Here is a 24,454-nt window from a genome sequence, read left to right as displayed (position 1 = left end):
CCGGCGGGCGCGGGGGTAGCGTTAAGGCATGGGAAAGATCCTCGATGCTGTGGACACCAAGGCGCTGCGGTTCGCGGCCGGCTTCCCCGTACTCCTTGCTGTCGCGTTTGCTGTGTGTGCCCTGCTGTTGCGGCCGGATCTGCCGGAGCCGCTGGCGGTCATGTGGAACAACGACGGCGGCACAGCCTTCGCGCCGTTCGCCGCCTTCGTGGGCGGCGGGTCTGCCCTGATCGTTGTCACCGGCTGGCTGGTGCTGCTGCAGTCCGTGCCCCTTTCCCGGCCCACGGTGATGCGCCGGATCATGATGGGCGCGGGGCTGACGGTGAGCCTTTTCGTCACCACCGTGCTGGCGGCCGCCCTCGTTGGCCAGGCCGGAGAGGCGGACGCCCGGGAATCCAGCGTCGATGTGATTGTTCTGGCTTCTGGCAGCGGTGCCGCGCTTGCGCTGGGCCTCATCATCGGGTTCGTCTTCAAGGCGGACCACCAGTGGACGCCGGAGGATGACCGTGCCCTGCAACGGGCGCTGGAACAGGAGCTGGATCCGGATCTTGCCGCCGATTCCGTGCGGTTCTGGGTACATGCCCGCAGTTCCGTCTTCGTCATGATCGCCATCGCCAGCCTGTTTCCCGCGTCGCTGCTGGCCATCGCAGTGCCGTGGCTGGGGGTCCTGCTGGTGGCCGCCGCCCTGGTTGGCGCCGCGTTCCTCTTCGCCAGGGTCACCGCGGACCGCAGCGGACTGCGAGTTTTCCTGGCCGGCATCCTGCGTGTCATTGATGTCCCCGCTACCGCCATCTCCGCCGCGCATCCCGCGGACGTCCGCGCCGCCGACTACGGCGGCTGGGGCTACCGCAACCACGACGGAACCGCAGCGGTGCTTGTCAGCAGCGGCCCCGCCGTCGTCGTCCGCAAGACTGACGGCCACCGGCTTGCCGTCAGCGGCGGAAACTCCGACTCGGCGGCCCTTCTCGCGGAGGTCCTCACCCGCGTGGCGGCGAGGGCCCGCCGCGACACGCGCCCCCCGGCGCAGGGCGACGCGGACGCTTAGCTACCGCGTAACTGCCGCGCCGGCACCTCGCCGGCGCAAGCACACCGAGTACTCTTGGATCTGTTGATTTGACCTGTACCAGCCCGGCTGCGCCCCGGTGCTCATGACTGAACGGAACCTACCGTGACAACAAACCCTGCCTTTCCGCGGGTCCACATCGCCACCGACCACGCCGGCATGGAGCTGAGCGCCCACCTGGTCAAGCACCTGACGGCGAACGGCTACGACGTGGTGGACCATGGTCCCAGGGAGTACGACGCCCTGGACGATTACCCGTCGTTCTGCATCAACGCGGCGCGCGCCGTGGTGGCGGACCAGGAGGCCGGCGTCCACGCACTGGGCATCGTGCTGGGCGGATCCGGAAACGGCGAGCAGATCGCGGCCAACAAGGTCAAGGGTGTCCGTGCAGCCCTCGCCTGGAACCACGCCACCGCAACGCTGGCCCGCGAGCACAATGATGCCAACGTCGTGGCCGTCGGCGGGCGCCAGCACAGCGTTGAGGAGGCCACGTCCCTGATCGAGGCGTTCCTGCAGGAGCCCTTCAGCAACGACGAGCGGCACGTGCGGCGCATCGGCAAGATCGCCACCTACGAAACCACCGGCGAGATCGTCGAATAGTGCCCGAAGGCCACTCGATCCACCGGCTTGCCCGCCAGTTCGGTGACGTGTTTGCCGGCGAGCGGCTGGCTGTCAGCAGCCCGCAGGGCCGCTTTGCCGCCGGCGCGGCACTGCTGGACGGGAACGCCATGGTCCACGCGGCCGCGCACGGCAAGCACCTGTTCCTGCACTTCGAGCACGGGCTGGTGCTGCACGTCCACCTGGGCCTTTACGGGGCCTGGGACTTCGGCGGCGATAGCCAGTTCCGCGGGGCGTCCAGCATCGGTGCGCCCCGCAGGGTGGGGGAGCGGGAAGTGGCCGGCGACGGCACCGGCCCTGCGCCCGCCGGGTACGCCGGCCCGCCGGCGCCAGTGGGCGCCGTGCGGGTCCGTTTGGTGAGTGACCACGGCTGGGCTGACCTGCGCGGCGCCACCACGTGCGCGGCCATCACCGACGCCGAGGCGGCAGCCGTGCTGGACAGGCTGGGACCCGACCCGCTTCACAACACCGCAGGCAGCCGGGACGACTTCATCCGGCGCATACTGGCGAAGCGGACGCCGCTCGCCACGCTGCTGATGGACCAGAAGGTGATTGCCGGCGTCGGGAACGTCTACCGGGCCGAAGTGCTGTTCCGCGGCCGGATCGACCCGTTGCTTCCCGGCCGGGCGCTTACGGAGGACGCCGCCGGGTTCCTCTGGGACGACACCGTGGCGGTGATGACCGACGGCGTCCGCGACGGGCGGATCATCACCACCACCGCCGGCTTTTGGACCCGGAGCGATCAGCTTCCGCCGGGGGAGGAGGCGCATTTTGTCTACCGCCGCCAAGGCCAGCCCTGCCGCGTCTGCGGCACCCCGGTTGCCCTGGCCGACCACGCCGCCCGCAAACTCTACTGGTGCCCGTCCTGCCAGCAGCCTGCCTGAGCCGACTTTCAGCGCCGCCGCGTCAGGCGAACCGAAACGGGGCACTTTGACACGATGGTTAACGCAGAAGAGGCCCCTCGCGGAGGGACCTCTTCTGTAATGGAGGGGACGACGGGAATCGAACCCGCGTAATCAGTTTGGAAGACTGAGGCTTTACCATTAAGCTACGTCCCCGAGGAAAGCGTTCCGGCGCAGGCTTTTGGGGCACTGGCCTTTAGGCTTTTCTTCGGCGGCTGTTCAAGCCGGATATAACTAAACCTAATTCATGCCCCAAGTGTCAAATGTGCATTCGCGGCAGGGATGAACGTAGACTGTCCTGTGCATTACGGGGTGTAGCTCAGCTTGGCTAGAGCGCCTGCTTTGGGAGCAGGAAGTCGCAGGTTCAAATCCTGTCACCCCGACTCTGCGGCCAGGGCCCCAGGCCTGGTCACAACAACGCGTTTGCAGAAACCATCCAACAAAACCAGGAGTACTTAGACCGTGAAGAGCGCTGTCGAGAACCTCACCCCCACGCGGGTCAAGCTCAATGTTGAGGTCCCCTTTGAGGAATTGAAGCCCAGCATCGAAGAGGCATACAAGACTGTTGCTTCGCAGATCCAGGTTCCTGGCTTCCGTAAGGGCAAGGTTCCCGCCAAGCTGATCGACCAGCGCGTCGGCCGCGGCTACGTCCTGGAGACTGCCATCAACGAGGGCCTCAATGGCTGGTACCAGGCTGCTGTCCAGGAATCCGGCATTCGCCCCCTGAGCCGTCCCGAGGTTGAGATCACCGAGGTTCCGGACCCGTCCGCCACCGACGGTGAGCTGAAGTTCCAGGCCGAGGTTGACGTCCGCCCCGAGATCGAACTGCCCGACTACTCGGGCATCAAGGTCGAGGTTGCCGCGGCCGAGTCCTCCGACGCCGACGTCGACAAGGCGCTGGACGAGCTGCGCGGCCGCTTCGGCACGCTCAAGACCGTTGAGCGCCCGGCCGCCGACGGCGACTTCCTCAGCATCGACATCACGGCAAGCGTTGACGGCGCCGAGGTGGACTCCGCTGCGGGCCTGTCCTACCAGGTTGGCGCCGGCACCATGCTTGAGGGCATGGACGAGGCCGTCACCGGCCTCAGCGCTGACGAGGACGCCATCTTCGACACCACCCTCGTGGGCGGTGAGCACGCCGGCGAGTCGGCCCAGGTCAAGGTTGTCGTCAAGTCCGTCAAGGAGCGCGAGCTGCCCGAGGCGAACGACGACTTTGCACAGCTGGCCTCCGAGTTCGACACCTTGGCGGAACTGCGTGAAGACCTCGCCAAGCAGGCCGCCGACTCCAAGGTCGTCGAGCAGGGCGTCGAAGCCCGCGACAAGGTCCTGGACAAGCTCGTTGAGCTGGTTGAGGTTCCGGTTCCGGAATCCGTCGTCGAAGAGCAGCTCGAGCAGCACTTCAAGGCTGAGAACTCCCACGGTGAGGGCGAGCATGACACCGACGAGCACCGCGCCGAGGTCAAGGCCAACACCGAGCGCGCCTTCCAGAACGAGATCATCCTCGACGCCATCGCCGAGAAGGAAGAAGTGGGCGTCAGCCAGAACGAGCTGATCGACTACATCGTCACCACCGCCAGCCAGTACGGCATGGACCCGAACCAGTTCGCCCAGATCATCGACCAGAGCGGCCAGGTTCCCATGATGGTCTCCGAGGTCCGCCGCCGTAAGGCGCTGGCCGTCGTCCTGGGCCAGGCCGAGGTCACCGACTCCGAGGGCAACAAGGTCGACCTGAGCGACTTCGTCCGCCCCGGCGGCGAAGAGGCTGCGGCCGTCGAAGCAGAAACCGAAGCTGAAGAAGCAGCCGGCGAGACCGTCGCAAACGACGATCCCGCGGCCGTGAAGTTCTAGCAGCTGCACGCATCAGTGACGCCAGCCCCCGGGTCCTCGGATCCGGGGGCTGGCGCGTTAACGGCCGGTGTACAGCTCCCGCGGGCAATCGTGCGCCGTCAGCGAACAGCGCGATTCCGACGAACAAATCCGCTCCGAAAGCGGTTAGTGTCCAAGTAGTGAAGTTCAGTGATGTCGAACAGTAACGTCACCGTCACCAGCGAGAGGTAAGTACAAATGTCACAGCAAGCAGCGGCCCCCCGCATGGCAACCGTCGATCCTGCAGCCCAGGACAACTACATCTACAACCGCCTGCTGAAAGAGCGCATCATCTGGCTTGGCTCCGAAGTCCGCGACGAGAACGCGAACGCCATCTGCTCACAGCTGCTGCTGCTTTCCGCCGAGGATCCCAACAAGGACATCTACCTCTACATCAACTCGCCGGGCGGCTCGGTGACGGCCGGCATGGCCATCTACGACACCATGCAGTTCATCCCCAACGACGTCGTTACGGTCGCCACCGGCCTGGCTGCCTCCATGGGACAGTTCCTGCTGTCCTCCGGCACCAAGGGCAAGCGGTACGCCACCCCGAACGCCCGCATCCTGATGCACCAGCCCTCCGGCGGCATCGGCGGAACGGCGTCGGACATCAAGATCCAGGCCGAGCTGATCCTCCACATGAAGAAGGTCATGGCAGAGCTCACCGCGGACCAGACCGGACAGACCGTGGAAACCATCCTCAAGGACAACGACCGCGACAAGTGGTTCACCGCTACCGAAGCGCTCGAATACGGTTTCTTCGACAAGATCTCGGCCCACGCAGGATCCGTCGCGGGCGGCGGCGGAACCCAGAACTCTTCATCCAACGGCCAGAGCTAACCGGCAGCAAGACAGAACTGAATCCAGGAGCAATGAACATGAACTACAATTTCGGATCGTCTGCCGGCAACCTGCCGACAAGCCGCTACGTTCTGCCGCAGTTCGAGGAGCGCACGCCGTACGGCTTCAAGCGCCAGGACCCCTACACCAAGCTCTTCGAGGACCGCATCATCTTCCTCGGTGTCCAGGTGGACGACGCGTCCGCCGATGACATCATGGCGCAGCTGCTGGTGCTGGAGTCCACGGACCCGGACCGCGACATCACCCTCTACATCAACTCGCCAGGCGGCTCTTTCACCGCCATGACCGCGATCTACGACACCATGCAGTACATCCGCCCTGAGATCCAGACCGTGTGCCTGGGCCAGGCGGCAAGTGCCGCGGCCGTGCTGCTGGCCGCGGGAACGCCGGGCAAGAGGCTCGCACTGCCCAACGCCCGCGTCCTGATCCACCAGCCGGCGCTGTCTGGCGGCCAGGGTGGACAGGCATCCGACCTGGAGATCCAGGCCGCCGAAGTCATGCGCATGCGGACCTGGCTGGAGGAAACCCTGGCCAAGCATTCCGGCCGGACGCCGGAACAGGTCAACAACGACATCGAGCGGGACAAGATCCTCACCGCCGCCGAGGCGCAGGATTACGGCCTGATCGACCAGGTCCTCGATTCCCGCAAGATCAAGCCCCAGGCACTCGCCCGCTAAATACGGACACATGCCGGGTAAACAGCAGTAACGGACGCCGGTGCGGTTTAGATTTTTGAACCGCACCGGCGCCCGGTTTCCACCCCTCGGGCCGAATGTGACCTAGAGTGGATGTAATCATTGCCGGATCCGCGAGGTAAGGCCGTGATTCCAGCAACCGGTGCAAAGCTGCCCTTGCGGCAAGATACTAAGGGGTTCACATATGGCTCGGATTGGCGAGAGCGCGGATCTGCTCAAGTGCTCTTTCTGCGGCAAGAGCCAGAAGCAGGTGCGCAAGCTCATTGCCGGGCCCGGCGTCTACATCTGCGACGAGTGCATCGAGCTCTGTAACGAGATCATCGAGGAAGAACTCGCGGAAGTCGCCGATCTGGGCAGTTTTGAACTGCCCAAGCCCCGCGAGATCTTTGACTTCCTGCAGGAGTACGTCATTGGCCAGGAGCCGGCCAAGCGCTCCCTTGCCGTCGCGGTCTACAACCACTACAAGCGGATCCAGGCCGGGCACGCGCCCAAGAGCGGCGCACTGGCCGACGGCGTCCACCACGACGACGTTGAGATCGCGAAGTCCAACATTCTCCTGATTGGCCCCACCGGCTGCGGCAAGACCTACCTTGCGCAGACCCTGGCGCGACGGCTGAACGTTCCGTTCGCCGTCGCCGACGCCACCGCCCTGACCGAAGCCGGGTATGTGGGCGAGGACGTGGAGAACATCCTCCTCAAGCTCATTCAGGCCGCCGACTATGACGTCAAGAAGGCCGAACAAGGCATCATCTACATCGACGAGATCGACAAGATCTCGCGCAAGAGCGAGAACCCGTCCATCACTCGCGATGTTTCGGGCGAGGGCGTGCAGCAGGCCCTCCTGAAGATCCTCGAAGGAACGGTTGCCTCGGTTCCGCCGCAGGGCGGCCGCAAGCACCCGCACCAGGAATTCATCCAGATCGACACCACCAATGTCCTCTTCATCGTTGCGGGCGCCTTCGCCGGCCTGGAGGACATCATCGGTTCCCGCTCCGGCCGCAAGGGCATCGGCTTCGGTGCGCCGCTGAACGAGGTCAAGAACACAGACTCCTACGGCGAGGTGATGCCGGAAGACCTGCTGAAGTTCGGGCTCATTCCGGAGTTCATTGGCCGCCTGCCGGTGATCACCACGGTGTCCAGCCTCGACCGTCCCGCGCTGATCCAGATCCTGTCCACGCCCAAGAATGCCTTGGTGAAGCAGTACCAGAAGATGTTCCAGCTGGACGGCGTGGAGTTGGTGTTCGACGACGCCGCCCTCGACCTGATCGCCGATCAGGCCCTGGAACGGGGAACCGGAGCCCGCGGGCTGCGCGCCATCATGGAAGAAGTCCTCCTCCCGGTCATGTTCGACCTGCCCAGCAGGGACGATATCGCCAGCGTGGTCATCACCGCCGACGTCGTGGCCAAGAAGGCGCAGCCCACCATGATCACGCACGACGTCGTGGCCAAACGGCGGAACAAGTCGGCCTAGCCGGAGTAAATCCGCTAATCGGAATAAACCCACGCTTTCCGGCGCTGTGGCTTAAGCGCGCCCTAACAGTTGCTTTGCCGCGCGCCACACCCCGAAGACTTCCCTGAGGAGATTTGCTGTGTCTGAAACCGCCGTCAACAAGGCCGACTTCTGGTTCGACCCCCGCTGTCCGTTCGCCTGGATCACGTCCCGCTGGATTGGCGAGGTGGAAGGTGTCCGTGACATCAAGACGGAGTGGCACGTCATGAGCCTCTCGGTGCTGAACGAAGGCCGGGACCTCGATCCGAAGTATCGCGAAGCCATGGACAATGCCTGGGGGCCGGTGCGGGTCATCATCGCCGCCCAGGAACAGCACGGCGACCACGTGGTCAAGCCGCTCTACGATTCCATGGGAACGCAGATCCATGACGGCGGCCAGAAGGACACGTCGATCGTCATTGCCAAGGCGCTGGCCGACTGCGGCCTTCCCGCCGAGCTCGCGGCCTTTGCGGACTCCGACGAATACGATCCGCAGCTGCGTGCCAGCCACGAGAAGGGCATCTCCCTGGTGGGGCAGGACGTCGGAACCCCCGTGGTCGCCTTCAACGGCACCGCGTTCTTCGGACCCGTCCTCACCCGTATCCCGCGGGGAGAGGAAGCCGGAAAGATCTGGGACGCCTCGGTGACGCTCGCGGCCTACCCGCACTTCTTTGAGATCAAGCGCAGCCGCACCGAAAGCCCTGCGTTCGACTGACCTGCCTCAGGGCCCCGGCTGAACTACATGAGAGTAGTTCTGCCGGGGCTCTTGCGCATCCGGAACCGGAGGACAAAGATAGACCTTACCCACTTCGAAAGAAGTGAGACGCAAGAACCAAAGATTCAGTGACATGCTTCCAACGCAGCCTTCGGCAAAGTTAGAAGCAGGCTACCGGTGACAAGGTAGGAAGACCTGAAATTTCCAAGGATCTTGCCAGACTGTCAAAGATGTCACCAGACAGCCGAAAAGTCGAAGCCCCACCAACGGCAAAACGCTGATGGGGCTTCCCCTTTGCCCGAAAACATCTGGACGGCCGAAAACATCCGGGCCGCCCGAAATATCCGGGCGGCCGGAAACATCCGGGCTGACTCCTAGGCCTGCGCCGGCTCCTCGGCCGGGGCCAGCTCCACGTCGCTGACCGTGAGCTCGCCCTCGCCCGTGTTGAGCGAGATCTCCTGCGCGTTGGCCGCTGCCTTGAGGTCCCCGAGCCCTGCCTGAAGCTGGCCCACGAGCGCCTCCGGTGCCGTGATCGTCGCCGACAGGACCTCGGTGCGCTGCTTGACCTTGGCCTCGGACTTGGCCTTCCGGATGCCGCTGAGCGCAATGCCGACGGTGCCCAGCATGCCGGTGTCGCCGTCGGTGATCTCCAGCGGCGCCGGCCAGGCGGCGCGGTGCACGGAACCGGCCCGCCACCAGCTCCAGACCTCTTCGGTGGCGAAGGGCAGGAACGGGGCGAAGAGGCGCAGCAGTGAATCCAGCGTGGTGGCAAGGGCAGCCAGCACGGAGGCCTGCTCGGTCTCGCCGGCGGCACCGTAGGCGCGGTCCTTGATCAGCTCGACGTAGTCGTCGGTGAACTGCCAGAAGAAGGACTCGCTGATCTGCAGCGCCCGGGCGTAGTCGTAGTTGTCGAACGCCTTGGTGGCCTGGGCCACGACGTCCGAGAGCTGCGCGAGCAGGGCGCGGTCCAGGGGGTTGGTCAGGACGGAAAGATCCGAGGAGACCACCGAGTTCTCCGTGGCGCCGAGGTTCAGCACGAACTTCGAGGCGTTCAGCAGCTTGATGGCCAGGCGGCGGCCGATCTTCATCTGGGCGATCTCGTAGGCCGTGTCCGCGCCAAGCTTGGCCGAGGCTGCCCAGTAACGGACGGCGTCGGAGCCGTACTCGTTCAGCACATCTGTCGGTACCACCACGTTGCCCTTTGACTTGGACATCTTCTTGCGGTCCGGGTCCAGGATCCAGCCGGAAATGGCCGCATGCTTCCAGGGCGCGACGTCCTGCAGGGCGTCGGCGCGGACGGCGGAGGAGAACAGCCAGGTGCGGATGATGTCGTGCCCCTGCGGGCGCAGGTCGAACGGGAACACCTTGGCGAACAGGTCTTCGTCCCGGCTCCAGCCGCCCACGATCTGCGGGGTCAGGGATGAGGTGGCCCAGGTGTCCAGCACGTCAGCGTCCCCGGTGAAGCCACCCGGAACGTCGCGCTGGGATTCGTCATAGCCAGGTGCCGCGTCGGCCGCCGGGTCCACCGGCAGCAGGTCGTCGGACGGCAGGACAGGGTTGTCGTAGTCCGGGTTGCCCTGGGCGTCCAGCGGGTACCAGACCGGGATCGGCACGCCGAAGAAGCGCTGGCGGGAGACCAGCCAGTCACCGTTCAGGCCGGCAATCCAGTTCTCATAGCGGGAACGCATGAAGGGCGGGTGGAAGTCGATGTCCTTGCCGCGGCCGATCAGGCGTTCGCGGCGGTCCTCGTCCCGGCCGCCGTTGCGGATGTACCACTGCCGGGACGTGACCACCTCAAGGGGCTTGTCACCCTTTTCGAAGAAGTTCACCGGGTGGGTGATTTTCTTGGGCTCACCGTCGAGCAGGTCCGCTGCCGTGAGCAGCTCCACCACGGCTTCCTTGGCGGAGAACACCGTCTTGCCGGCGATGGCGGCGTACGCTTCGCGGCCGGCGTCCGTGCTGATCCACTCCGGAGTCTCGGCGAGGATACGGCCGTCGCGGCCCACGATCGCGCGGGTGGGGAGCTGGAGTTCGCGCCACCAGGTGACGTCGGTCAGGTCACCGAAGGTGCAGACCATCGCGATGCCCGAGCCCTTGTCGGCCTTGGCCAGCGGGTGGGCCTTGACCTCCAGTTCGACGTCGAACAGGGGGGACGTCACCGTCTTGCCGAACAGCGGCTGGTACCGCTCGTCGTCGGGGTTTGCCACCAGGGCGGCGCACGCAGCGAGCAGTTCGGGACGGGTGGTCTCGATGAAGATCTTCTCGCCGTCGGCGGTGAAGAACGGGTAGCGGTAGTAGGCGCCGGGCACCTCGCGGTCCTCAAGCTCAGCCTGGGCCACAGCGGTGCGGAACGTGACGTCCCACAGGGTGGGGGCCTCGGCCATGTAGGCGTCGCCGGCGGCCAGGTTCGCAAGGAACGCGCGCTGGGAGACGGCTCGGGAGGTGTCGTCGATGGTGCGGTAGGTGAGGTTCCAGTCGACGGACAGGCCGAGGGCCTGGAACAGGTTCTCGAAGACCTTTTCGTCCTCGACGGCCAGCTCTTCGCAGAGTTCGATGAAGTTCTGCCGGGAGACGACGTCGAAGTCCCGCTGGTTCTTCGCCGGCTGGGCCGACGGCTGGTAGTCCGGTTTGTACGGGATGGCGGGATCGCAGCGGACACCGTAGTAGTTCTGGACGCGCCGCTCGGTGGGCAGGCCGTTGTCGTCCCAGCCCATCGGGTAGAAGACGTTCTTGCCGGTCATGCGCATGTAGCGGGCTTGCACGTCGGTCTGCGTGAAGGAGAACATGTGGCCCACGTGGAGGGAACCGGACGCGGTGGGCGGGGGAGTGTCGATCGAGTAGACCTGCTCCCGGGTGGTGTCGGGGTCGAACCGGTAGGTTCCTTCCTCGAGCCAGCGCTGCGTAAGGGCAGCCTCCAGGCCTTCCAGGGCCGGCTTGTCGGGAACGTTGATGGGGGCGGTGGCGGGCGTGTCTGTACCCTGCGTTGATTCAGCCATGGCCCAATTGTTTCATGCCGGGCAGTTGTTTCCTGCCCGGCGGCGGGCGCTGCAGCGCGACGACGGGAGTAGCATGCGGCCTATGGCGAAAGCAGGCGCTTCCTTTGCGATCAAACGCATCTATGCGGAACCGGCGGACGACGACGGCTGCCGGGTTCTGGTGGACAGGCTCTGGCCGCGCGGGGTCAGCAAGGAACGGCCCGGCTGGAGCTGTGGCTCAAGGAAGTCGCGCCGTCGCCGCCGTTGCGGCAGGAATTCGCCCACATGCAGGAGCGGTTCGAGGATTTCCGTGCCCAGTATGAGGACGAACTGGCCGCCAACCCGGCCGTCGGCCAGCTGCTGGAGCTGGCGGCACAGCACGGGAAGGTGACGCTGTTGTACGCGGCCCGTGATCCGGACGTGAACCATGCCAGGGTCCTGATGGAATTCCTGGCAGCTGTGGGCCCGGGAGAGTAAGCGGTTCGCGGAAGTAAACAATGGGCCGGCCCGCCAACCGTTGGCGCTAGGGTGGTGCCATGACTGAGGTTTCCGCAAGCTCTGACGTGTCCACCAACAAAGCGGCTCTCGTGACGGGCGCCAGCTCCGGCATTGGCGAGGCCACCGTGCGCGCGCTTCGCGCCGACGGCTGGACCGTGTACGCCGTCGCCCGCCGCCAGGAACGGCTGGCCGCGCTGGAAGTCGAGACCGGCGCCGTCGCCCTCGCTGCCGACATTTCCGAGGACGCGGACGTCGCACGCCTTCTGGCCGAGGTGACCTCCGCCGGCGGGATCGACACGCTGGTCAACATCGCCGGCGGCGCCCGCGGGGCGGACCGGGTGGGCCAGGCCGTGACGGAGGACTGGGACTGGATGTACCGGGTGAACGTCCTCGGCACCATGAAGCTGACCCGCGCCTTCCTGCCGATGCTGCGCGAGAACGGTGAGGGCACCGTCCTGAACCTGACATCCACGGCCGGTCTGGCGGTCTACGAAGGAGGGGGCGGCTACAATGCCGCGAAGTACGCCCAGCACGCCCTGACCGGGGCGCTGCGGCTGGAAGAGGCCGAGCACAACGTCCGGGTCATTGAAATCCTCCCCGGCCTGGTCCAGACCGAGGAGTTCGCCCTCAACCGGCTGGGTGACGCCGAGGCGGCCAGCAAGGTGTACCAGGGCGTGGAGAAGCCGCTGACCGCTGAGGACGTGGCCGACGTCGTGCGCTACGCCGTGAGCGCGCCGCACCACGTGAACCTTGACGAGATCGTCATCCGCCCGGTGGCGCAGGCGTCGACCTACAAGCTGATCCGCAAGCAGGCCTGAGCCGGTTGGCGGCCCCGCTAGCCGTCCACCGGAACGTCAAGCGTGGCCAGCACGGCCGCGTGGTCCGTTCCGGCGACGCGGTGCACGGCGTAGCCCGACGCCGGAATGCGCGGACTGGTGATCACATGGTCGATCGTGATGCCGGGCAGCGCCTGCCCGTCCATCGGCCACGTGGGCGTGAACCGCGCCCCGGACGCCGTGCCGACGTCCACCAGCTTCCGGCCGCCCGGGCCGCCGTCGAGCAGCCTGCGGAACTCCGAGTGGTCGTAGGTGGCGTTGAAATCCCCGAGTAAGAGTTGATTGGGTGGCAGCTGGTTGCCCACGGCGTTCGCCCCGTTGCGCGCCACCAGCCGGCCCAGGGATTCCAGGTCGCTTCGCCACTGCCCCACGCGGACATCCACCGGCGGGAGGGTGTGCACGTTCGTGACCTCAAGCGTGGCGGCCGTACTGCCGCCACCGGCAACGGGCAGGGCCAGCCGGAAGCTCGGCATCTGGAACGGAGTGTTGGGAATCAGACCGATGGCCTGGATGGGGTGTTTTGAGTACGTGGCGCTGCCCGAGCCGTTCTCGGCAGGACTGCTGATCCTGTGGGGAAGGAGACTCCCCAGGCCCTCGGCGGCCAGCCGGTCCTCCAGTGCCTGGGTGTGCTCCTGGATGGCGAGCAGTTCCACGCTGTTGTCCCGGACCAACCGGACAATTTCGGCGGCGTCGGCCTTGCCGAAGCGGGAATTGATGCTCATCACCGTCAGCGGAACGCTGCTGCCGGATTCGGCGGGCCTCGCCAACGCCCCGCCGGCATCCGCCCTGCCCGCGTCCGGCGCCCACAGCCAGAAAAGCTGGGCTCCCAGGAGCAGTACGGCAGCGGCCGTGATCAGGAGCCGCCGGCCCAGCAGCGCCAGGGCGAGTGCAAGGGCGGCAGGGATCACCAGCCACGGCGTGAAGGACAGCAGCTGGACCACCTGGGTGGGCCACTCGGCCGGGACGGCACGGAAGACCGAAAGCCCCGCCACCGGCAGGAGGATGCAGAGTGCCAACACCCGGGCCGCAGCAGTCATGGCTCGAGTCTAGGCCGAGGGCCCGCATGGTTATGGCCGCCGCGGCCGCAGCAGTTAGACTGGAGCCAACAGCTTTGACCCGGCCATCACCGGTGAGCTTCCGGAAGAAAACCCGCCCCGCATTGCGGACAACCGATCGCAGGGGACGCGGCCAGTAGAACCGGACGGGTAAGCCCGTCACAGCAGCAATGAGCGGCCGTCGTCGAACTCCCTTGGGGCTGGGCGGCGGTAAGTGAGGTGGTACCGCGGTGCCGTGGTGTTTTATCCAACGCTGTTGGATGACTGCACACGCGCCGTCCTCGCATCCTGAATGTTCCACTTGTTCACCAGCTCAACCCAGGATGTCGAGATGACGTATTACCCCAAGGCCTCAGCAGTCCCGTCCGGTCCGGGCTCCTCTGCAGGAGTGTCCGCCTCCGTGAGGTTTCCGGAGATCGAAGAGCGGATCCTCAAGTACTGGGACCACGACGGCACCTTCCAGGCAAGCATCGACCAGCGCAGCGCCGACCTTCCCGGCGGCGCCCCTGGCAGCAACGAATTCGTCTTCTACGACGGCCCGCCCTTCGCCAACGGCCTGCCGCACTACGGCCACCTGCTGACCGGCTACGCCAAGGACCTGGTGGGCCGCTACCAGACCCAGCGCGGCAAGCGCGTTGAACGCCGGTTCGGCTGGGACACCCACGGCCTTCCCGCGGAGCTGGAAGCCATGAAGCAGCTGGGCATGACAGACAAGACCCAGATCGAGGCCATGGGCATCGACAAGTTCAACGACGCCTGCCGCGCCTCAGTGATGAAGTACGCCAACGAGTGGCAGGCGTACGTCACCCGGCAGGCCCGCTGGGTGGACTTCGACAACGACTACAAAACGCTCAACGTCGAGTACATGGAGTCCGTGCTCTGGGCTTTCAAGCAGCTGCACGAGAAGGGCCTGACCTACAACGGCTACCGCGTGCTGCCGTACTGCTGGAAGGACGAGACGCCGCTGTCCAACCATGAGCTGCGCATGGACGACGACGTCTACAAGAACCGCCAGGACCAGACCGTCACGGTGACGTTCCCCGTCACCGCGGGGGAGACGGAACTTTCGAAGCAGCTGGCAGGTGTGCAGGCGCTGGCCTGGACCACGACGCCCTGGACGCTGCCCACCAACCTGGCGCTCGCCGTCGGGCCTGCCATCAGCTACGCCGTGCTGCCCGCCGGACCGAACGGCGTCAAGGCCGCTTCGGCGGAGGCGCCCGTCACCGGCAGCTTCCTGCTCGCCGAGGACCTCCTGGGCGCCTATGCGAAGGACCTGGGGTACGGTGATGGTGCCGCCGGCGCGGCTGCCGCCGCGGCCGCCGTCACCTCCACCCACACCGGCGCCGAACTCGAAGGACTCACCTACGAGCCGCTGTGGCACGACTTCGCCGACACGGAAAAATACGGCACCCACAACGCCTGGCAGTTCCTCGTGGCGGACTACGTCACCACCACCGACGGCACCGGCATCGTCCACCAGGCCCCGGCCTACGGTGAGGACGACCAGAAGGTCTGTGAAGAGGCCGGCATCCCCGTGGTCCTCTCCGTGGACGAAGGCGCCAAGTTCCTGCACCTGTTCGCCCACGGCGACCTGCACGACATCGTCGGACTCCAGGTCTTCGAAGCCAACAAGCCCATCACCCAGGTGCTCCGCACGCAGGGCCGCCTGGTCCGCCAGGCCAGCTACGAGCACAGCTACCCGCACTGCTGGCGCTGCCGCAACCCCCTGATCTACCGCGCCGTCTCCTCCTGGTACGTGGAGGTCACCAAGTTCCGCGACCGGATGTCCGAGCTGAACCAGGAGATCAACTGGATCCCCGGAAACGTCAAGGACGGCCAGTTCGGCAAGTGGCTCGCCAACGCCCGCGACTGGTCCATCAGCCGCAACCGCTACTGGGGCAGCCCCATCCCGGTGTGGCAGTCCAGCGATCCCGAGTACCCGCGCACGGACGTGTACGGCTCGCTCGCGGACATCGAGGCCGACTTCGGCCGGCTGCCGCTGAACAAGGACGGCCAGGTGGACCTGCACCGGCCGTTCATCGACGAACTCACCCGGCCCAACCCGGACGACCCCCGCACCCCCGAAGAGGGCCAGTCGGTCATGCGCCGCGTGGAGGACGTGCTGGACGTCTGGTTCGACTCGGGCTCCATGCCCTACGGCCAGGTGCACTACCCATTCGAGAACGAGGCCTGGTTCGACACCCACAACCCGGCCGACTTCATCGTGGAGTACATCGGACAGACCCGCGGCTGGTTCTACATGCTGCACATCCTGTCCACCGCGCTGTTTGACCGGCCGGCTTTCCGGAATGTCATCAGCCACGGCATCGTGCTGGGCTCCGACGGCCAGAAGATGTCCAAGAGCCTTCGCAACTACCCGGACGTCTCCGAGGTCCTGGACCGCGACGGTTCCGACGCCATGCGCTGGTTCCTCATGTCCAGCCCCATCCTGCGCGGCGGCAACCTCGTGGTCACCGAACAGGGCATCCGCGACGGCGTCCGGCAGGTCATCCTGCCGCTGTGGAACGTGTACAGCTTCTTCACGCTGTACACGAACGCCGCTGCCGGCGGCTCCGGCTACGACGCGAAGCTGCGGTACGACGGCTACACGGACACGCTGGACCAGTACCTGCTGGCCAACACCGGCGACCTTGTCCGGAACATGACAGCCCAGCTGGACACCTACGACATCTCCGGGGCCTGCGACGAACTCCGCAGCTACCTGGACATGCTCACCAACTGGTACGTCCGCCGCAGCCGCCAGCGCTTCTTCGACGAGAACGCCGATGCCTTCGACGCTCTGTACACCGCCCTGGAAGCCGTGTGCCGCGTGGCCGCCCCGCTGCTGCCGCTCGTCTCAGAGGAAATCTGGCGCGGCCTCACCGGCGGACGCTCCGTCCACCTCGCCGACTGGCCCGACGCGGACCTGTTCCCGTCCAACGCCGCCCTGGTCGAGGCGATGGACCGCGTGCAACAGATCTGCTCCACCGGCTCCTCGCTGCGGAAGGCCGCCAACCTCCGCGTGCGCCTGCCGCTGCAGGAACTCACTGTCGTGGCACCCGGTGCAGATGCGCTGGAAGGCTTTGCCGCCGTCGTCGCCGACGAACTGAACCTTCGCTCGGTCCGTCTGCTGGATGCTGCCAGCGCCTCTCCGGAGGAGTTCGGCATCGAACAGAAGCTCGTGGTCAACGCCCGTGCCGCCGGTCCACGCCTCGGCAAGAACGTGCAGCTGGCCATCAAGGGCTCCAAGTCCGGCGACTGGTCCGTTTCCGACGCCGGTGTGGTCACCGCGGGCGGTCTTGAGCTGGAGCCGCAGGAATACACGCTGGAGACGGTGGTGGCAGAGTCCGAGGGCGGTTCAGCCTCTGCGTCTTCTGCTGCCGCAGTGCTGCCCACTGGCGGCTTCGTCGTGCTCAACACGGAGGTGACGCCCGAGCTTGAGGCCGAAGGCCTGGCGCGTGACATGGTCCGTGCCATCCAGCAGGCCCGCAAGGACGCCGCACTGAACGTGAGCGACCGGATCCGGACCACCGTGAACGCCGCGCAGAACGTCATCGACGCCCTGCTGGCGAACGCAGAGCTGGTGAAGACCGAAACGCTGACGCTCGAGCTGGAGGCCGTCCCGGCCGACGCGGCCGAACCGCGCATCACCGTCGAAAAAGTGGGGGCCTGAGACATGACCGACGAATTCTCCGTGGAGAGCGTCTACGCCGAGCTGCTGGGCCGGGCGCCGGAAAATAAGATGGAGCCCCGGCTTGCGCCGCTGTTTCGCGCCATGGATGTGCTGGGGGAGCCGAACAAGGCCTACCCGATCATCCACATCACCGGCACCAACGGCAAAACCTCGACGGCCCGGATGATCGAGGCGGGACTGCGCGCCCACGGCCTCAGCACCGGGCGCTACACCAGCCCGCACCTGTCCAAGGTGACGGAGCGGATCAGCCTGGACGGCGCGCCTGTGTCCGACGAGACGTTCGTGCGCATCTGGGACGAGATCCGGCCGTACCTGCAGATCGTCGACGACGAGCTCACCGCCGAGGGCCAGCCCCGGCTGACGTACTTCGAGTGCCTGACCATCCTGGCGTTCGCCGTGTTCGCCGACCAGCCGGTCAATGTGGCCATCATGGAGGTGGGCCTCGGCGGCATCACCGACGCCACCAACGTGGGCGACGGCCAGGTGTCAGTGGTGACACCCATTTCCCTCGACCACACCGACCTGCTGGGTGACACCACCGAGGAGATCGCCTACGAGAAGGCCGGCATCATCAAGCCCGGCGGCTTCCTCGTCAGCGCGGCCCAGCCGCTGGACGCCGCGCAGGTCCTGCTGGAGAAGGCAAAGGAGGTGCAGGCGCCGTTCCGCTTCGAAGGGGTGGAATTCGGCGTCGAATCCCGGCAGGTCGCCGTCGGCGGGCAGGTGGTGACCGTCCAGGGCCTCGCTGGCCGCTACCCGGACCTCATGGTCCCGCTGCACGGCGCCCACCAGGCCGAGAACGCAGCCGTGGCCGTGGCAGCGCTGGAGGCATTCCTTGGCGGCGGCGAGAAGGAGCTATCCCTGGAGGTCCTGCAGGAGGCCTTCGCCACCGTCTCGTCCCCGGGCCGTCTGGAAGTCCTGCGGACGGCCCCGACCATCATCGTGGACGCGGCCCACAACCCGGACGGCATCCGTGCGTCGGCCGAGGCAATCCAGGAGGCGTTCAGCTTCAGCAAGCTGGTGGTCGTGGTGGGCGTGCTCAAGGAGAAGGACGCCGGGGAGATCCTGCGCCAGCTCAAGGAGTCATTGGGCGATTTGGCAGAGGAATTCTGCTTCACCCAGTCCAACTCCCCGCGGGCGGTGCCCGCCGCGGAACTGGCGGAGCTCGCCGTCGACCTCGGTTTCGGCGAGGAAAATGTGCACATCGCCGAGAAGCTGGATGACGCGCTGGAGTGGGCGGTGGAACGCGCCGAAGCCAACGACGACCTCGCCGGCGGCGTGCTGGTGACCGGCTCCATCACGCTGGTGGCGGACGCCCGCATCCTGCTTGGAAAGGCAGCCGCCTGATGGCGCGGCTCACCAAGGCCCAGCGTGAATGGCGTCCGGGCATGCCCAAGAAGCGGCGGTCCACCAAGGTCATGTTCGCCTCGACGGTCCTGCTGCTGGAGGCCTTCGTGGTCTTCTTTGCCGCCCTGGCGGTGTTCGGCCTGCGCCGCGCCGAGATCTCCCCGGCGCTGATCCTCTCCGTGGGCATCGGGCTGAGCGTGGTTCTTATTCTGGCCTGTGCCGTTCTGTCCAAACCGTGGGGCGTGGCGCTGGGCTGGGTCCTGCAGGTGGTGCTCATCCTTTCGGGTTTCGTGGAGCCCATGATGTTCCTCGTGGGTGCGCTCTTCGCCCTGGCCTGGTGGTACGGCATCAGGGCCGGCATCCGGATTGACCGCGAATCCGCCCAGCGGGTACGCGAGCAGGCTGAATGGGACGCCGCGCATCCGGAAGCCGCCGGCAATGAAGGCGCTGGCACTGAAGGCGCTGGCACTGAAGGCGCTGGCACTGAAGGCGCTGGCACTGAAGGTTCAGGCCAGACCCCGTAGACTTACCGGGAAACCCACAACCAACCTCATTGGAGCAACTGTGAGCATTGAGCGCACCCTTGTCCTGATCAAGCCGGACGGCGTCACCCGCAACCTGACGGGCGCAATCCTCAGGCGGATCGAAGCCAAGGGCTACACCCTGGCCGAACTCAAGAAGACCAACGCCAGCCGGGAACTGCTCGAGCAGCACTACGAGGAGCACGTGGGCAAGCCGTTCTACGAGCCGCTGGTGGAGTTCATGCTGAGCGGTCCCGTAGTGGCAGCGATTTTCGAAGGCCACCGGGTCATCGAAGGCTTCCGCTCACTGGCCGGCACTACAGACCCGACGACGGCGGCCCCCGGCACCATCCGCGGCGACTTCGGCCGCGACTGGGGCCTGAAGGTGCAGCAGAACCTGGTCCACGGTTCTGACTCGGTGGACTCGGCCGAACGCGAAATCAAGATCTGGTTCCAGGCCTGATCTTTCCGACAGGTTAAGCGCGAACTGGCAGCTAACGCCCTCAAAAGCTGATTCTGAGGGCATTAACTGCCAGTTCGCGCTTTTTTCTTTGGGATTAGAAGCCTGAGGTGCCGGCGAATACCTGGATGAATGCGAAGAAAATCGTGGCGATCACGGCGACATACAGCAGTGCGGAGATGATCCAGCCGGAGTCGCCCAGGATCCGGGCCAGGCCTGCCGGCGCCGGAATCACGCCGTGGACGACGTTCCGCACGGTGACCCAGACGAAGAGCGGGATCATCGCTGCCCAGACAATCATGCAGAACGGGCACAGGATATGGATGGAGTACAGCGCCTGGGACCACAGCCACACCACGAAGATGAAGCCGAGGGTGATCCCCGCCTGCAGCGCAAGCCAGTACCAGCGGGCGAACCTGGCACCGGCAAGAAGGGCCATTCCCACGGTGGTCGTGATGGCGAAGGCGACAATCCCGATGAACATGTTCGGGAAGCCGAAGACTGAACTCTGCCACGTCTGCATGACCTGGCCGCAGGAAATCCAGGGGTTGACGTCGCAGACGGTGGCGTGGTTGGGATCCTTGAGGACCTCAAGCTTTTCCAGCACCAGGATGCCGGATGCCAGCCAGCCCACCACGCCGGTGATGACCAGCAGCCAGCCGAAGGGGCGGTCGCGTGTCATGGCCGGTACGGCGGCACCGGCCGTAGCCGCGGCGGGCCCGGCGCCGGCCTGGTGGTCCTGTTCGTAGTCCGTGCCCGTGGAAGGCGAAGTGCGTGGCATGGGATGGCGTCCTTTGTCTGGGGGTGCTCCTGCCCAGATTGTATCGCCGCCAGCTTGACGCCGCCTGTACCCGGGGCCCACGGCGGCATGACCGGCTTTGTCACACAATTACAGTTTATTTGAACGGCAATATGAGAGAATAAACGTGGCTGGAGCGCGAACCACATTCGAACTCCAGTCCGGTGGCTTGTTCCCAAGACCGCCAATGAGCAGTGGTGCAGGCTTCGGAAAGAGATCCAGCCTCCCACCTTCCATTGGACGGCACCTGGTTGTGGCTGTTAGAAACAACGGGTTCCAGTAACAATCCCGCCGGCCTGTCAGGCCTGCCGCACCCCACTGCCGGTGCGAGCCTGCTGGTATCCAATTGACTTCTGTCAATGCCTGCGGGTTTTGACAATATGTGCCCCAATGGGTGCCGAATGTGGCGGCACGTCAGGGGCAGGAGTGTTGCCACATATGGATAATGACCAGGTTATAGCCGTTAATGAAGATTCGGCTGCCGCCGGCGAAACCGCCGAGGCTCCCAAGAAAGCCACCAGGACCCGGCGCAAGGCCGCGCCCAAGGTTAAGGAAGCGGACACGGAGCCACTGACGTCTGAAGGCGCAGTGCCTGAAACCGCTGTGCCTGAAACCGCCGTGCCCGAAGCCGCAGTGCCGGAGCCGGCCGCCGAAACCGCAGAAGCACCGGCCAAGGCCCCGGTCCGCCGGACCCGCGCCCGGAAGAAGGTCGCCGAAGAACCGCTCCCCGCGTTTGCGGAAGCCGCCGTGGCGGAAGGCGATGTGCCGGAAGCTGACGCGGAGGCTGCCGCCACTGAGCCGGCCGCCGAGGCGCCCGCAGCCGAGGCGCCGGCCGCCGAATCCAAGCCTGTGCGCCGCCGCCGGGCAACAAAGCCGAAAGCCACCGAACCGGCCGAAAGCCCCGCTGAGTCACCGGAAACTGTAGAGGCGCCCGCTGCCGTAACGGCCAGCGAACTGCCGTCCGGCGGGCAGGCCGAAACGCCCGCCGAGGCCGCCGCTGCCCCGGCACCTGCATCCGAAGCAGCCCCCGCCGAACCGGCGGCTGCACAGGAAGCCGCTGAACAGGGAGCCGCTGCACAGGAAGCCGCCGCCGAGGAAGAGGCTGAAGACGAGGCCGCCGGGCAGTCGCCCCTGGGTTCGCTGTTCCTGGAACCGGCATCAGTGACGTCGATCATCTTCCAGGCGCCTGACCTGAGCACAGCCGTCCGTCCTGCGGCTCCCGCCAAAGAGGAGGCGGCCGCCGAGGAGGGCGAGGACGAGATTGAGGACGACGGCGGCCGGCGCCGCAGGCGCAGCCGCGGACGCCGCGGCCGCAGCCGGACCGACCGCGAGATCACGGACGGCGATGAGGGAACGGACGATTCCGACGAGGCCCTCGAAGACGAAGGTGGGCAGCCGGAGGACGGCGTGACGTCCCGCCGTCGCCGTCGCCGCCGCCGCGGTGACCAGGACCTGGAACTGACCGGCGGGGGAGAAGACGATCCCCCCAACACGGTCACCCGCGTCCGCGCCCCCCGGGCCATCAGCGAGGCGCCGGCGAGCAACCGCGTGACCAGCGTCAAGGGATCCACCCGCCTGGAGGCCAAGAAGCAGCGCCGCCGCGAATCGCGGGACACCGGCCGCCGCCGCACCGTCATTACCGAGGCCGAGTTCCTGGCCCGGCGGGAATCCGTGGACCGCCAGATGATCGTCCGCCAGCGCGACGACAGAATCCAGATCGGTGTCCTGGAAGACGGCGTCCTCGCCGAGCATTTCGTCTCCAAGACGCAGCAGGATTCCCTGATCGGCAACGTCTATCTGGGCAAGGTCCAGAACGTCCTGCCGTCCATGGAAGCTGCCTTCGTCGACATCGGACGCGGCCGCAACGCGGTGCTTTACGCCGGTGAAGTCAACTGGGACGCAGCCACCCTCGAGGGCAAGCAGCGCCGGATCGAGAACGCGCTCAAGTCCGGCGACTCCGTGCTGGTCCAGGTCACGAAGGATCCGGTGGGCCACAAGGGTGCGCGGCTGACCAGCCAGATCTCGCTGCCCGGCCGGTACCTCGTGTACGTCCCCGGCGGATCCATGACGGGCATCTCCCGCAAGCTGCCCGACGTCGAACGCAACCGCCTCAAGCGCATTCTCAAGGACCGCCTCCCCGAGGACGCGGGCGTCATTGTTCGCACGGCCGCCGAAGGCGCCTCCGAGGAGGAGCTGACCCACGACATCAATCGCCTCCGTGCCCAGTGGGAGGGCATTGAGAGCCAGGCGACGTCCACCAAGGTCCTTGCCCCGGAAGTGCTCTACGGCGAACCGGACCTGACCATCAAGGTTGTGCGCGACGTCTTCAACGAGGACTTCTCCAAGCTGATCGTCTCCGGCGACGAAGCGTGGGACACCATCGAGGCTTACGTCACCTACGTTGCCCCGGACCTGGTGGGCCGGCTCGAAAAGTGGACCAGGGACGAGGATATCTTCTCCGCCTGGCGCATCGACGAGCAGATCCACAAGGCACTGGACCGCAAGGTATTCCTGCCGTCCGGCGGCTCCCTCGTCATTGACCGGACCGAAGCCATGACGGTGGTCGACGTCAACACCGGCAAGTTCACCGGCAGCGGCGGCAACCTCGAAGAGACTGTCACCAAGAACAACCTTGAAGCAGCCGAGGAAGTTGTCCGGCAGCTGCGCCTACGCGACATCGGCGGCATCATCGTCATCGACTTCATCGACATGGTGCTGGAGTCCAACCGCGACCTGGTCCTGCGGCGGCTGGTGGAGTGCCTGGGCCGTGACCGGACCAAGCACCAGGTGGCCGAAGTGACATCGCTGGGACTCGTGCAGATGACGCGCAAGCGGATGGGCACCGGGCTCCTGGAGGTCTTCGGCGAGCAGTGCGAGGCATGTGCCGGGCGGGGTGTCGTCACCCATGACGAGCCGGTGGAGCACCGCCGCGCCAACACCGTGGCCGCAGAGCACCATGTACACCGTGCCGAGGTCCAGCCGCCTGCCCGGACAGAGCGGAAGCGCCGCCGCGGCAAGGGCGGGCAGCCGTCCTCCGAGACAGCTCCGGCCGCCCCTGCTGCACCGCACCACCCGGAGCCGTCGGAAGCAGAACGCCACGCCAAGGCTGAAGCGACCCGTGCTGCCCTCGCCAATATCGCGGCAGCGGCCCATGCCGCGCACTTGCATGAGGACGCAGCGCACAGCGCCGCGGCGGCGGGTGAGGCTGCCCGGCCTGCCGCGCCCGCGGCCGCTGCACCGGAAAGCCCCGTGGTGCACCGCACTCCGGAGACGGAGAGCGTCTCCGGACGGCCTGGCGCAGTGCTCACGTTCGGTGGCGAAAAAGTGGTTCTTCCGTTTGTCGATCACAGCGACGAGCCGGTCAAGGAAGCGCCGGCCCTGACGCTGGACCGCCTGGAGGAAGCCTTCGCCCACCTCGGTGCCCCCGTTGCCCCCGAGGAGGAGGCGCCCGGGGAGGTTCCCGCGCCGGCCCGCGTCCAGGAAGGGCAGCAGCAGTCGGCAAGCCAGCCCGCCGCAGGCCAGCCTGTGGAAAGCCCCGCTGCTCCGTCCCGCGCCCGACGGCCGCGCCGCAACCGCAGTGCCAGCCGTGCCCAGGGTGCAGCCAACGAGACATCCGTGGAACACCACGAAGTTTCGCCGGCTGCTGCCGCCGGGCACTCGCACGAGGCCAAGGCGCCTGCGGCGGCCAACGCGCCGGCGGCTCCGGCGGCTTCGCAGCCGGCCAGCGAACCGATCATTTTGGGCGTCGGAGTACCGGCCTCGGAACTGTAGGACAAACGGGCTCCGGGCTGACCGGCTCCGAGCTGACTGACGCCGAGCCCATGGCTAAAGGTCCGGCACCGCGGTTGCGGTGCCGGACCTTTTGGCTAGGCGCCCGAGAGAGCCTGTCGCAAACGTCAAATTCGATGCCCGACGCCGGTCCAACCGCTAGGCTGGAGGACTGACACGGGGTGCCGCGCACGGGCCGGCTGAGATCCAAACCCGTTGAACCTGTCCGGTTAGCACCGGCGAAGGGATGTCCTCCTTGTCATCAGCACTGTCATCAGCATCACTCCTGCCCGCA

The 24,454-nt window shown here is 66.3% G+C and carries 17 protein-coding genes, 2 tRNA genes, 1 pseudogene and 1 riboswitch; of the genes and pseudogenes, 16 read left to right on the top strand and 4 right to left on the bottom strand.

Annotated features, from left to right (window positions below):
* Positions 1-28 precede the first annotated feature (28 nt).
* The 3 genes from ACFRAU_RS20160 (at position 29) to ACFRAU_RS20150 (ending at position 2,565) form a co-directional block, all read left to right on the top strand.
* Positions 29-1,045: a hypothetical protein gene (locus ACFRAU_RS20160; protein ID WP_378001209.1), complete on the top strand. Its 1,017-nt coding sequence runs from the start codon at positions 29-31 to the stop codon at positions 1,043-1,045.
* A gap of 123 nt (positions 1,046-1,168) precedes the next feature.
* A complete protein-coding gene (locus ACFRAU_RS20155) occupies positions 1,169-1,663 on the top strand; it encodes a ribose-5-phosphate isomerase (protein WP_377996071.1) in 495 nt (164 codons plus the stop codon).
* Positions 1,663-2,565, top strand: coding sequence for an Fpg/Nei family DNA glycosylase (locus tag ACFRAU_RS20150; RefSeq protein WP_378001208.1), 903 nt, complete (start codon positions 1,663-1,665; stop codon positions 2,563-2,565). Before ACFRAU_RS20155 ends, ACFRAU_RS20150 begins: the two co-directional genes overlap by 1 nt.
* 100 nt (positions 2,566-2,665) lie before the next feature.
* Here the strand turns inward: ACFRAU_RS20150 and ACFRAU_RS20145 are convergent.
* Positions 2,666-2,739 (bottom strand) — tRNA-Gly (locus tag ACFRAU_RS20145).
* A gap of 152 nt (positions 2,740-2,891) precedes the next feature.
* Between ACFRAU_RS20145 and ACFRAU_RS20140 the strand changes: the two genes are divergently transcribed.
* From ACFRAU_RS20140 to ACFRAU_RS20115, 6 genes are all read left to right on the top strand, one after another.
* A tRNA-Pro gene (locus ACFRAU_RS20140) sits at positions 2,892-2,966 on the top strand.
* Between the two features lie 79 nt (positions 2,967-3,045).
* Positions 3,046-4,431, top strand: a complete 1,386-nt coding sequence (gene tig, locus ACFRAU_RS20135; protein WP_377996069.1) for a trigger factor — start codon at positions 3,046-3,048, stop codon at positions 4,429-4,431.
* A gap of 243 nt (positions 4,432-4,674) precedes the next feature.
* Entirely contained in the window at positions 4,675-5,289 is a 615-nt protein-coding gene (locus ACFRAU_RS20130; protein WP_377996106.1) for an ATP-dependent Clp protease proteolytic subunit, read from the top strand.
* A 38-nt stretch (positions 5,290-5,327) separates the two neighbouring features.
* Complete coding sequence (locus ACFRAU_RS20125) at positions 5,328-5,987, top strand: ATP-dependent Clp protease proteolytic subunit (RefSeq protein ID WP_236803665.1); 660 nt, start codon at positions 5,328-5,330, stop codon at positions 5,985-5,987.
* A gap of 202 nt (positions 5,988-6,189) precedes the next feature.
* On the top strand, positions 6,190-7,476 hold the full coding sequence (gene clpX, locus ACFRAU_RS20120; RefSeq protein WP_378001207.1) for an ATP-dependent Clp protease ATP-binding subunit ClpX: 1,287 nt from the start codon (positions 6,190-6,192) through the stop codon (positions 7,474-7,476).
* A 118-nt stretch (positions 7,477-7,594) separates the two neighbouring features.
* Positions 7,595-8,209 (top strand): DsbA family protein, encoded by a 615-nt coding sequence (locus ACFRAU_RS20115; protein WP_378001206.1) that lies wholly within the window; start codon positions 7,595-7,597, stop codon positions 8,207-8,209.
* Positions 8,210-8,583: 374 nt separating this feature from the next.
* On the opposite strand, the gene valS is transcribed toward ACFRAU_RS20115, so the two are convergent.
* A complete protein-coding gene (valS, locus tag ACFRAU_RS20110) occupies positions 8,584-11,205 on the bottom strand; it encodes a valine--tRNA ligase (protein WP_378001205.1) in 2,622 nt (873 codons plus the stop codon).
* A gap of 82 nt (positions 11,206-11,287) precedes the next feature.
* Between valS and ACFRAU_RS20105 the strand changes: the two are divergent.
* Positions 11,288-11,661, top strand: a pseudogene (locus tag ACFRAU_RS20105) (DUF488 domain-containing protein).
* 59 nt (positions 11,662-11,720) lie between these two features.
* Positions 11,721-12,500, top strand: a complete 780-nt coding sequence (locus tag ACFRAU_RS20100) for an SDR family oxidoreductase (protein ID WP_377996064.1) — start codon at positions 11,721-11,723, stop codon at positions 12,498-12,500.
* A gap of 17 nt (positions 12,501-12,517) precedes the next feature.
* Here the strand turns inward: ACFRAU_RS20100 and ACFRAU_RS20095 are convergent, their stop codons facing one another.
* Positions 12,518-13,555 carry an endonuclease/exonuclease/phosphatase family protein gene (locus ACFRAU_RS20095; RefSeq protein WP_378001204.1) on the bottom strand — a complete coding sequence of 346 codons (1,038 nt, stop codon included), beginning with the start codon at positions 13,553-13,555 and terminating at the stop codon, positions 12,518-12,520.
* A 349-nt stretch (positions 13,556-13,904) separates the two neighbouring features.
* Between ACFRAU_RS20095 and ileS the strand changes: the two genes are divergently transcribed.
* The 4 genes from ileS to ndk are packed head-to-tail and all read left to right on the top strand — an operon-like array spanning position 13,905 to position 19,595.
* Positions 13,905-17,246 (top strand): isoleucine--tRNA ligase, encoded by a 3,342-nt coding sequence (ileS, locus tag ACFRAU_RS20090; RefSeq protein WP_378001203.1) that lies wholly within the window; start codon positions 13,905-13,907, stop codon positions 17,244-17,246.
* Positions 17,247-17,249: 3 nt separating this feature from the next.
* The gene (locus ACFRAU_RS20085; RefSeq protein WP_378001202.1) at positions 17,250-18,611 is read left to right on the top strand and encodes a bifunctional folylpolyglutamate synthase/dihydrofolate synthase; all 1,362 of its coding nucleotides are present in this window, start codon (positions 17,250-17,252) and stop codon (positions 18,609-18,611) included.
* The gene (locus tag ACFRAU_RS20080; RefSeq protein WP_378001201.1) at positions 18,611-19,135 is read left to right on the top strand and encodes a DUF4233 domain-containing protein; all 525 of its coding nucleotides are present in this window, start codon (positions 18,611-18,613) and stop codon (positions 19,133-19,135) included. The genes ACFRAU_RS20085 and ACFRAU_RS20080 overlap by 1 nt, the downstream gene beginning before the upstream one ends.
* A 40-nt stretch (positions 19,136-19,175) precedes the next feature.
* On the top strand, positions 19,176-19,595 hold the full coding sequence (gene ndk / locus ACFRAU_RS20075; RefSeq protein ID WP_378001200.1) for a nucleoside-diphosphate kinase: 420 nt from the start codon (positions 19,176-19,178) through the stop codon (positions 19,593-19,595).
* A 94-nt stretch (positions 19,596-19,689) separates the two neighbouring features.
* On the opposite strand, the gene ACFRAU_RS20070 is transcribed toward ndk, so the two are convergent.
* Positions 19,690-20,373, bottom strand: a complete 684-nt coding sequence (locus ACFRAU_RS20070) for a vitamin K epoxide reductase family protein (protein ID WP_378001199.1) — start codon at positions 20,371-20,373, stop codon at positions 19,690-19,692.
* Positions 20,374-20,829: 456 nt separating this feature from the next.
* On the opposite strand from ACFRAU_RS20070, the gene ACFRAU_RS20065 reads away from it, so the two are divergent.
* A complete protein-coding gene (locus ACFRAU_RS20065) occupies positions 20,830-24,162 on the top strand; it encodes an Rne/Rng family ribonuclease (RefSeq protein ID WP_378001198.1) in 3,333 nt (1,110 codons plus the stop codon).
* A gap of 165 nt (positions 24,163-24,327) precedes the next feature.
* A riboswitch (TPP riboswitch) is annotated at positions 24,328-24,424 on the top strand.
* Positions 24,425-24,454: the final 30 nt, after the last annotated feature.

Origin of the sequence: Arthrobacter sp. NPDC056691 (assembly GCF_042791415.1) — a bacterium.
Classification (GTDB): Bacteria; Actinomycetota; Actinomycetes; order Actinomycetales; family Micrococcaceae; genus Arthrobacter.
This window is presented reverse-complemented; position numbering and strand designations above follow the sequence as displayed.

Excerpts from the sequence above, each read along its gene's own strand:
- ACFRAU_RS20160 (WP_378001209.1), top strand. The coding sequence starts at position 29 with ATGGGAAAGATCCTCGATGCTGTGGACACCAAGGCGCTGCGGTTCGCG.
- ACFRAU_RS20130 (WP_377996106.1), top strand. The coding sequence starts at position 4,675 with ATGGCAACCGTCGATCCTGCAGCCCAGGACAACTACATCTACAACCGC.
- ACFRAU_RS20125 (WP_236803665.1), top strand. The coding sequence starts at position 5,328 with ATGAACTACAATTTCGGATCGTCTGCCGGCAACCTGCCGACAAGCCGC.
- clpX (WP_378001207.1), top strand. The coding sequence starts at position 6,190 with ATGGCTCGGATTGGCGAGAGCGCGGATCTGCTCAAGTGCTCTTTCTGC.
- valS (WP_378001205.1), bottom strand. The coding sequence starts at position 11,205 with ATGGCTGAATCAACGCAGGGTACAGACACGCCCGCCACCGCCCCCATC.
- ACFRAU_RS20100 (WP_377996064.1), top strand. The coding sequence starts at position 11,721 with ATGACTGAGGTTTCCGCAAGCTCTGACGTGTCCACCAACAAAGCGGCT.
- ACFRAU_RS20095 (WP_378001204.1), bottom strand. The coding sequence starts at position 13,555 with ATGACTGCTGCGGCCCGGGTGTTGGCACTCTGCATCCTCCTGCCGGTG.
- ileS (WP_378001203.1), top strand. The coding sequence starts at position 13,905 with ATGACGTATTACCCCAAGGCCTCAGCAGTCCCGTCCGGTCCGGGCTCC.
- ACFRAU_RS20085 (WP_378001202.1), top strand. The coding sequence starts at position 17,250 with ATGACCGACGAATTCTCCGTGGAGAGCGTCTACGCCGAGCTGCTGGGC.
- ACFRAU_RS20080 (WP_378001201.1), top strand. The coding sequence starts at position 18,611 with ATGGCGCGGCTCACCAAGGCCCAGCGTGAATGGCGTCCGGGCATGCCC.
- ACFRAU_RS20070 (WP_378001199.1), bottom strand. The coding sequence starts at position 20,373 with ATGCCACGCACTTCGCCTTCCACGGGCACGGACTACGAACAGGACCAC.
- ACFRAU_RS20065 (WP_378001198.1), top strand. The coding sequence starts at position 20,830 with ATGGATAATGACCAGGTTATAGCCGTTAATGAAGATTCGGCTGCCGCC.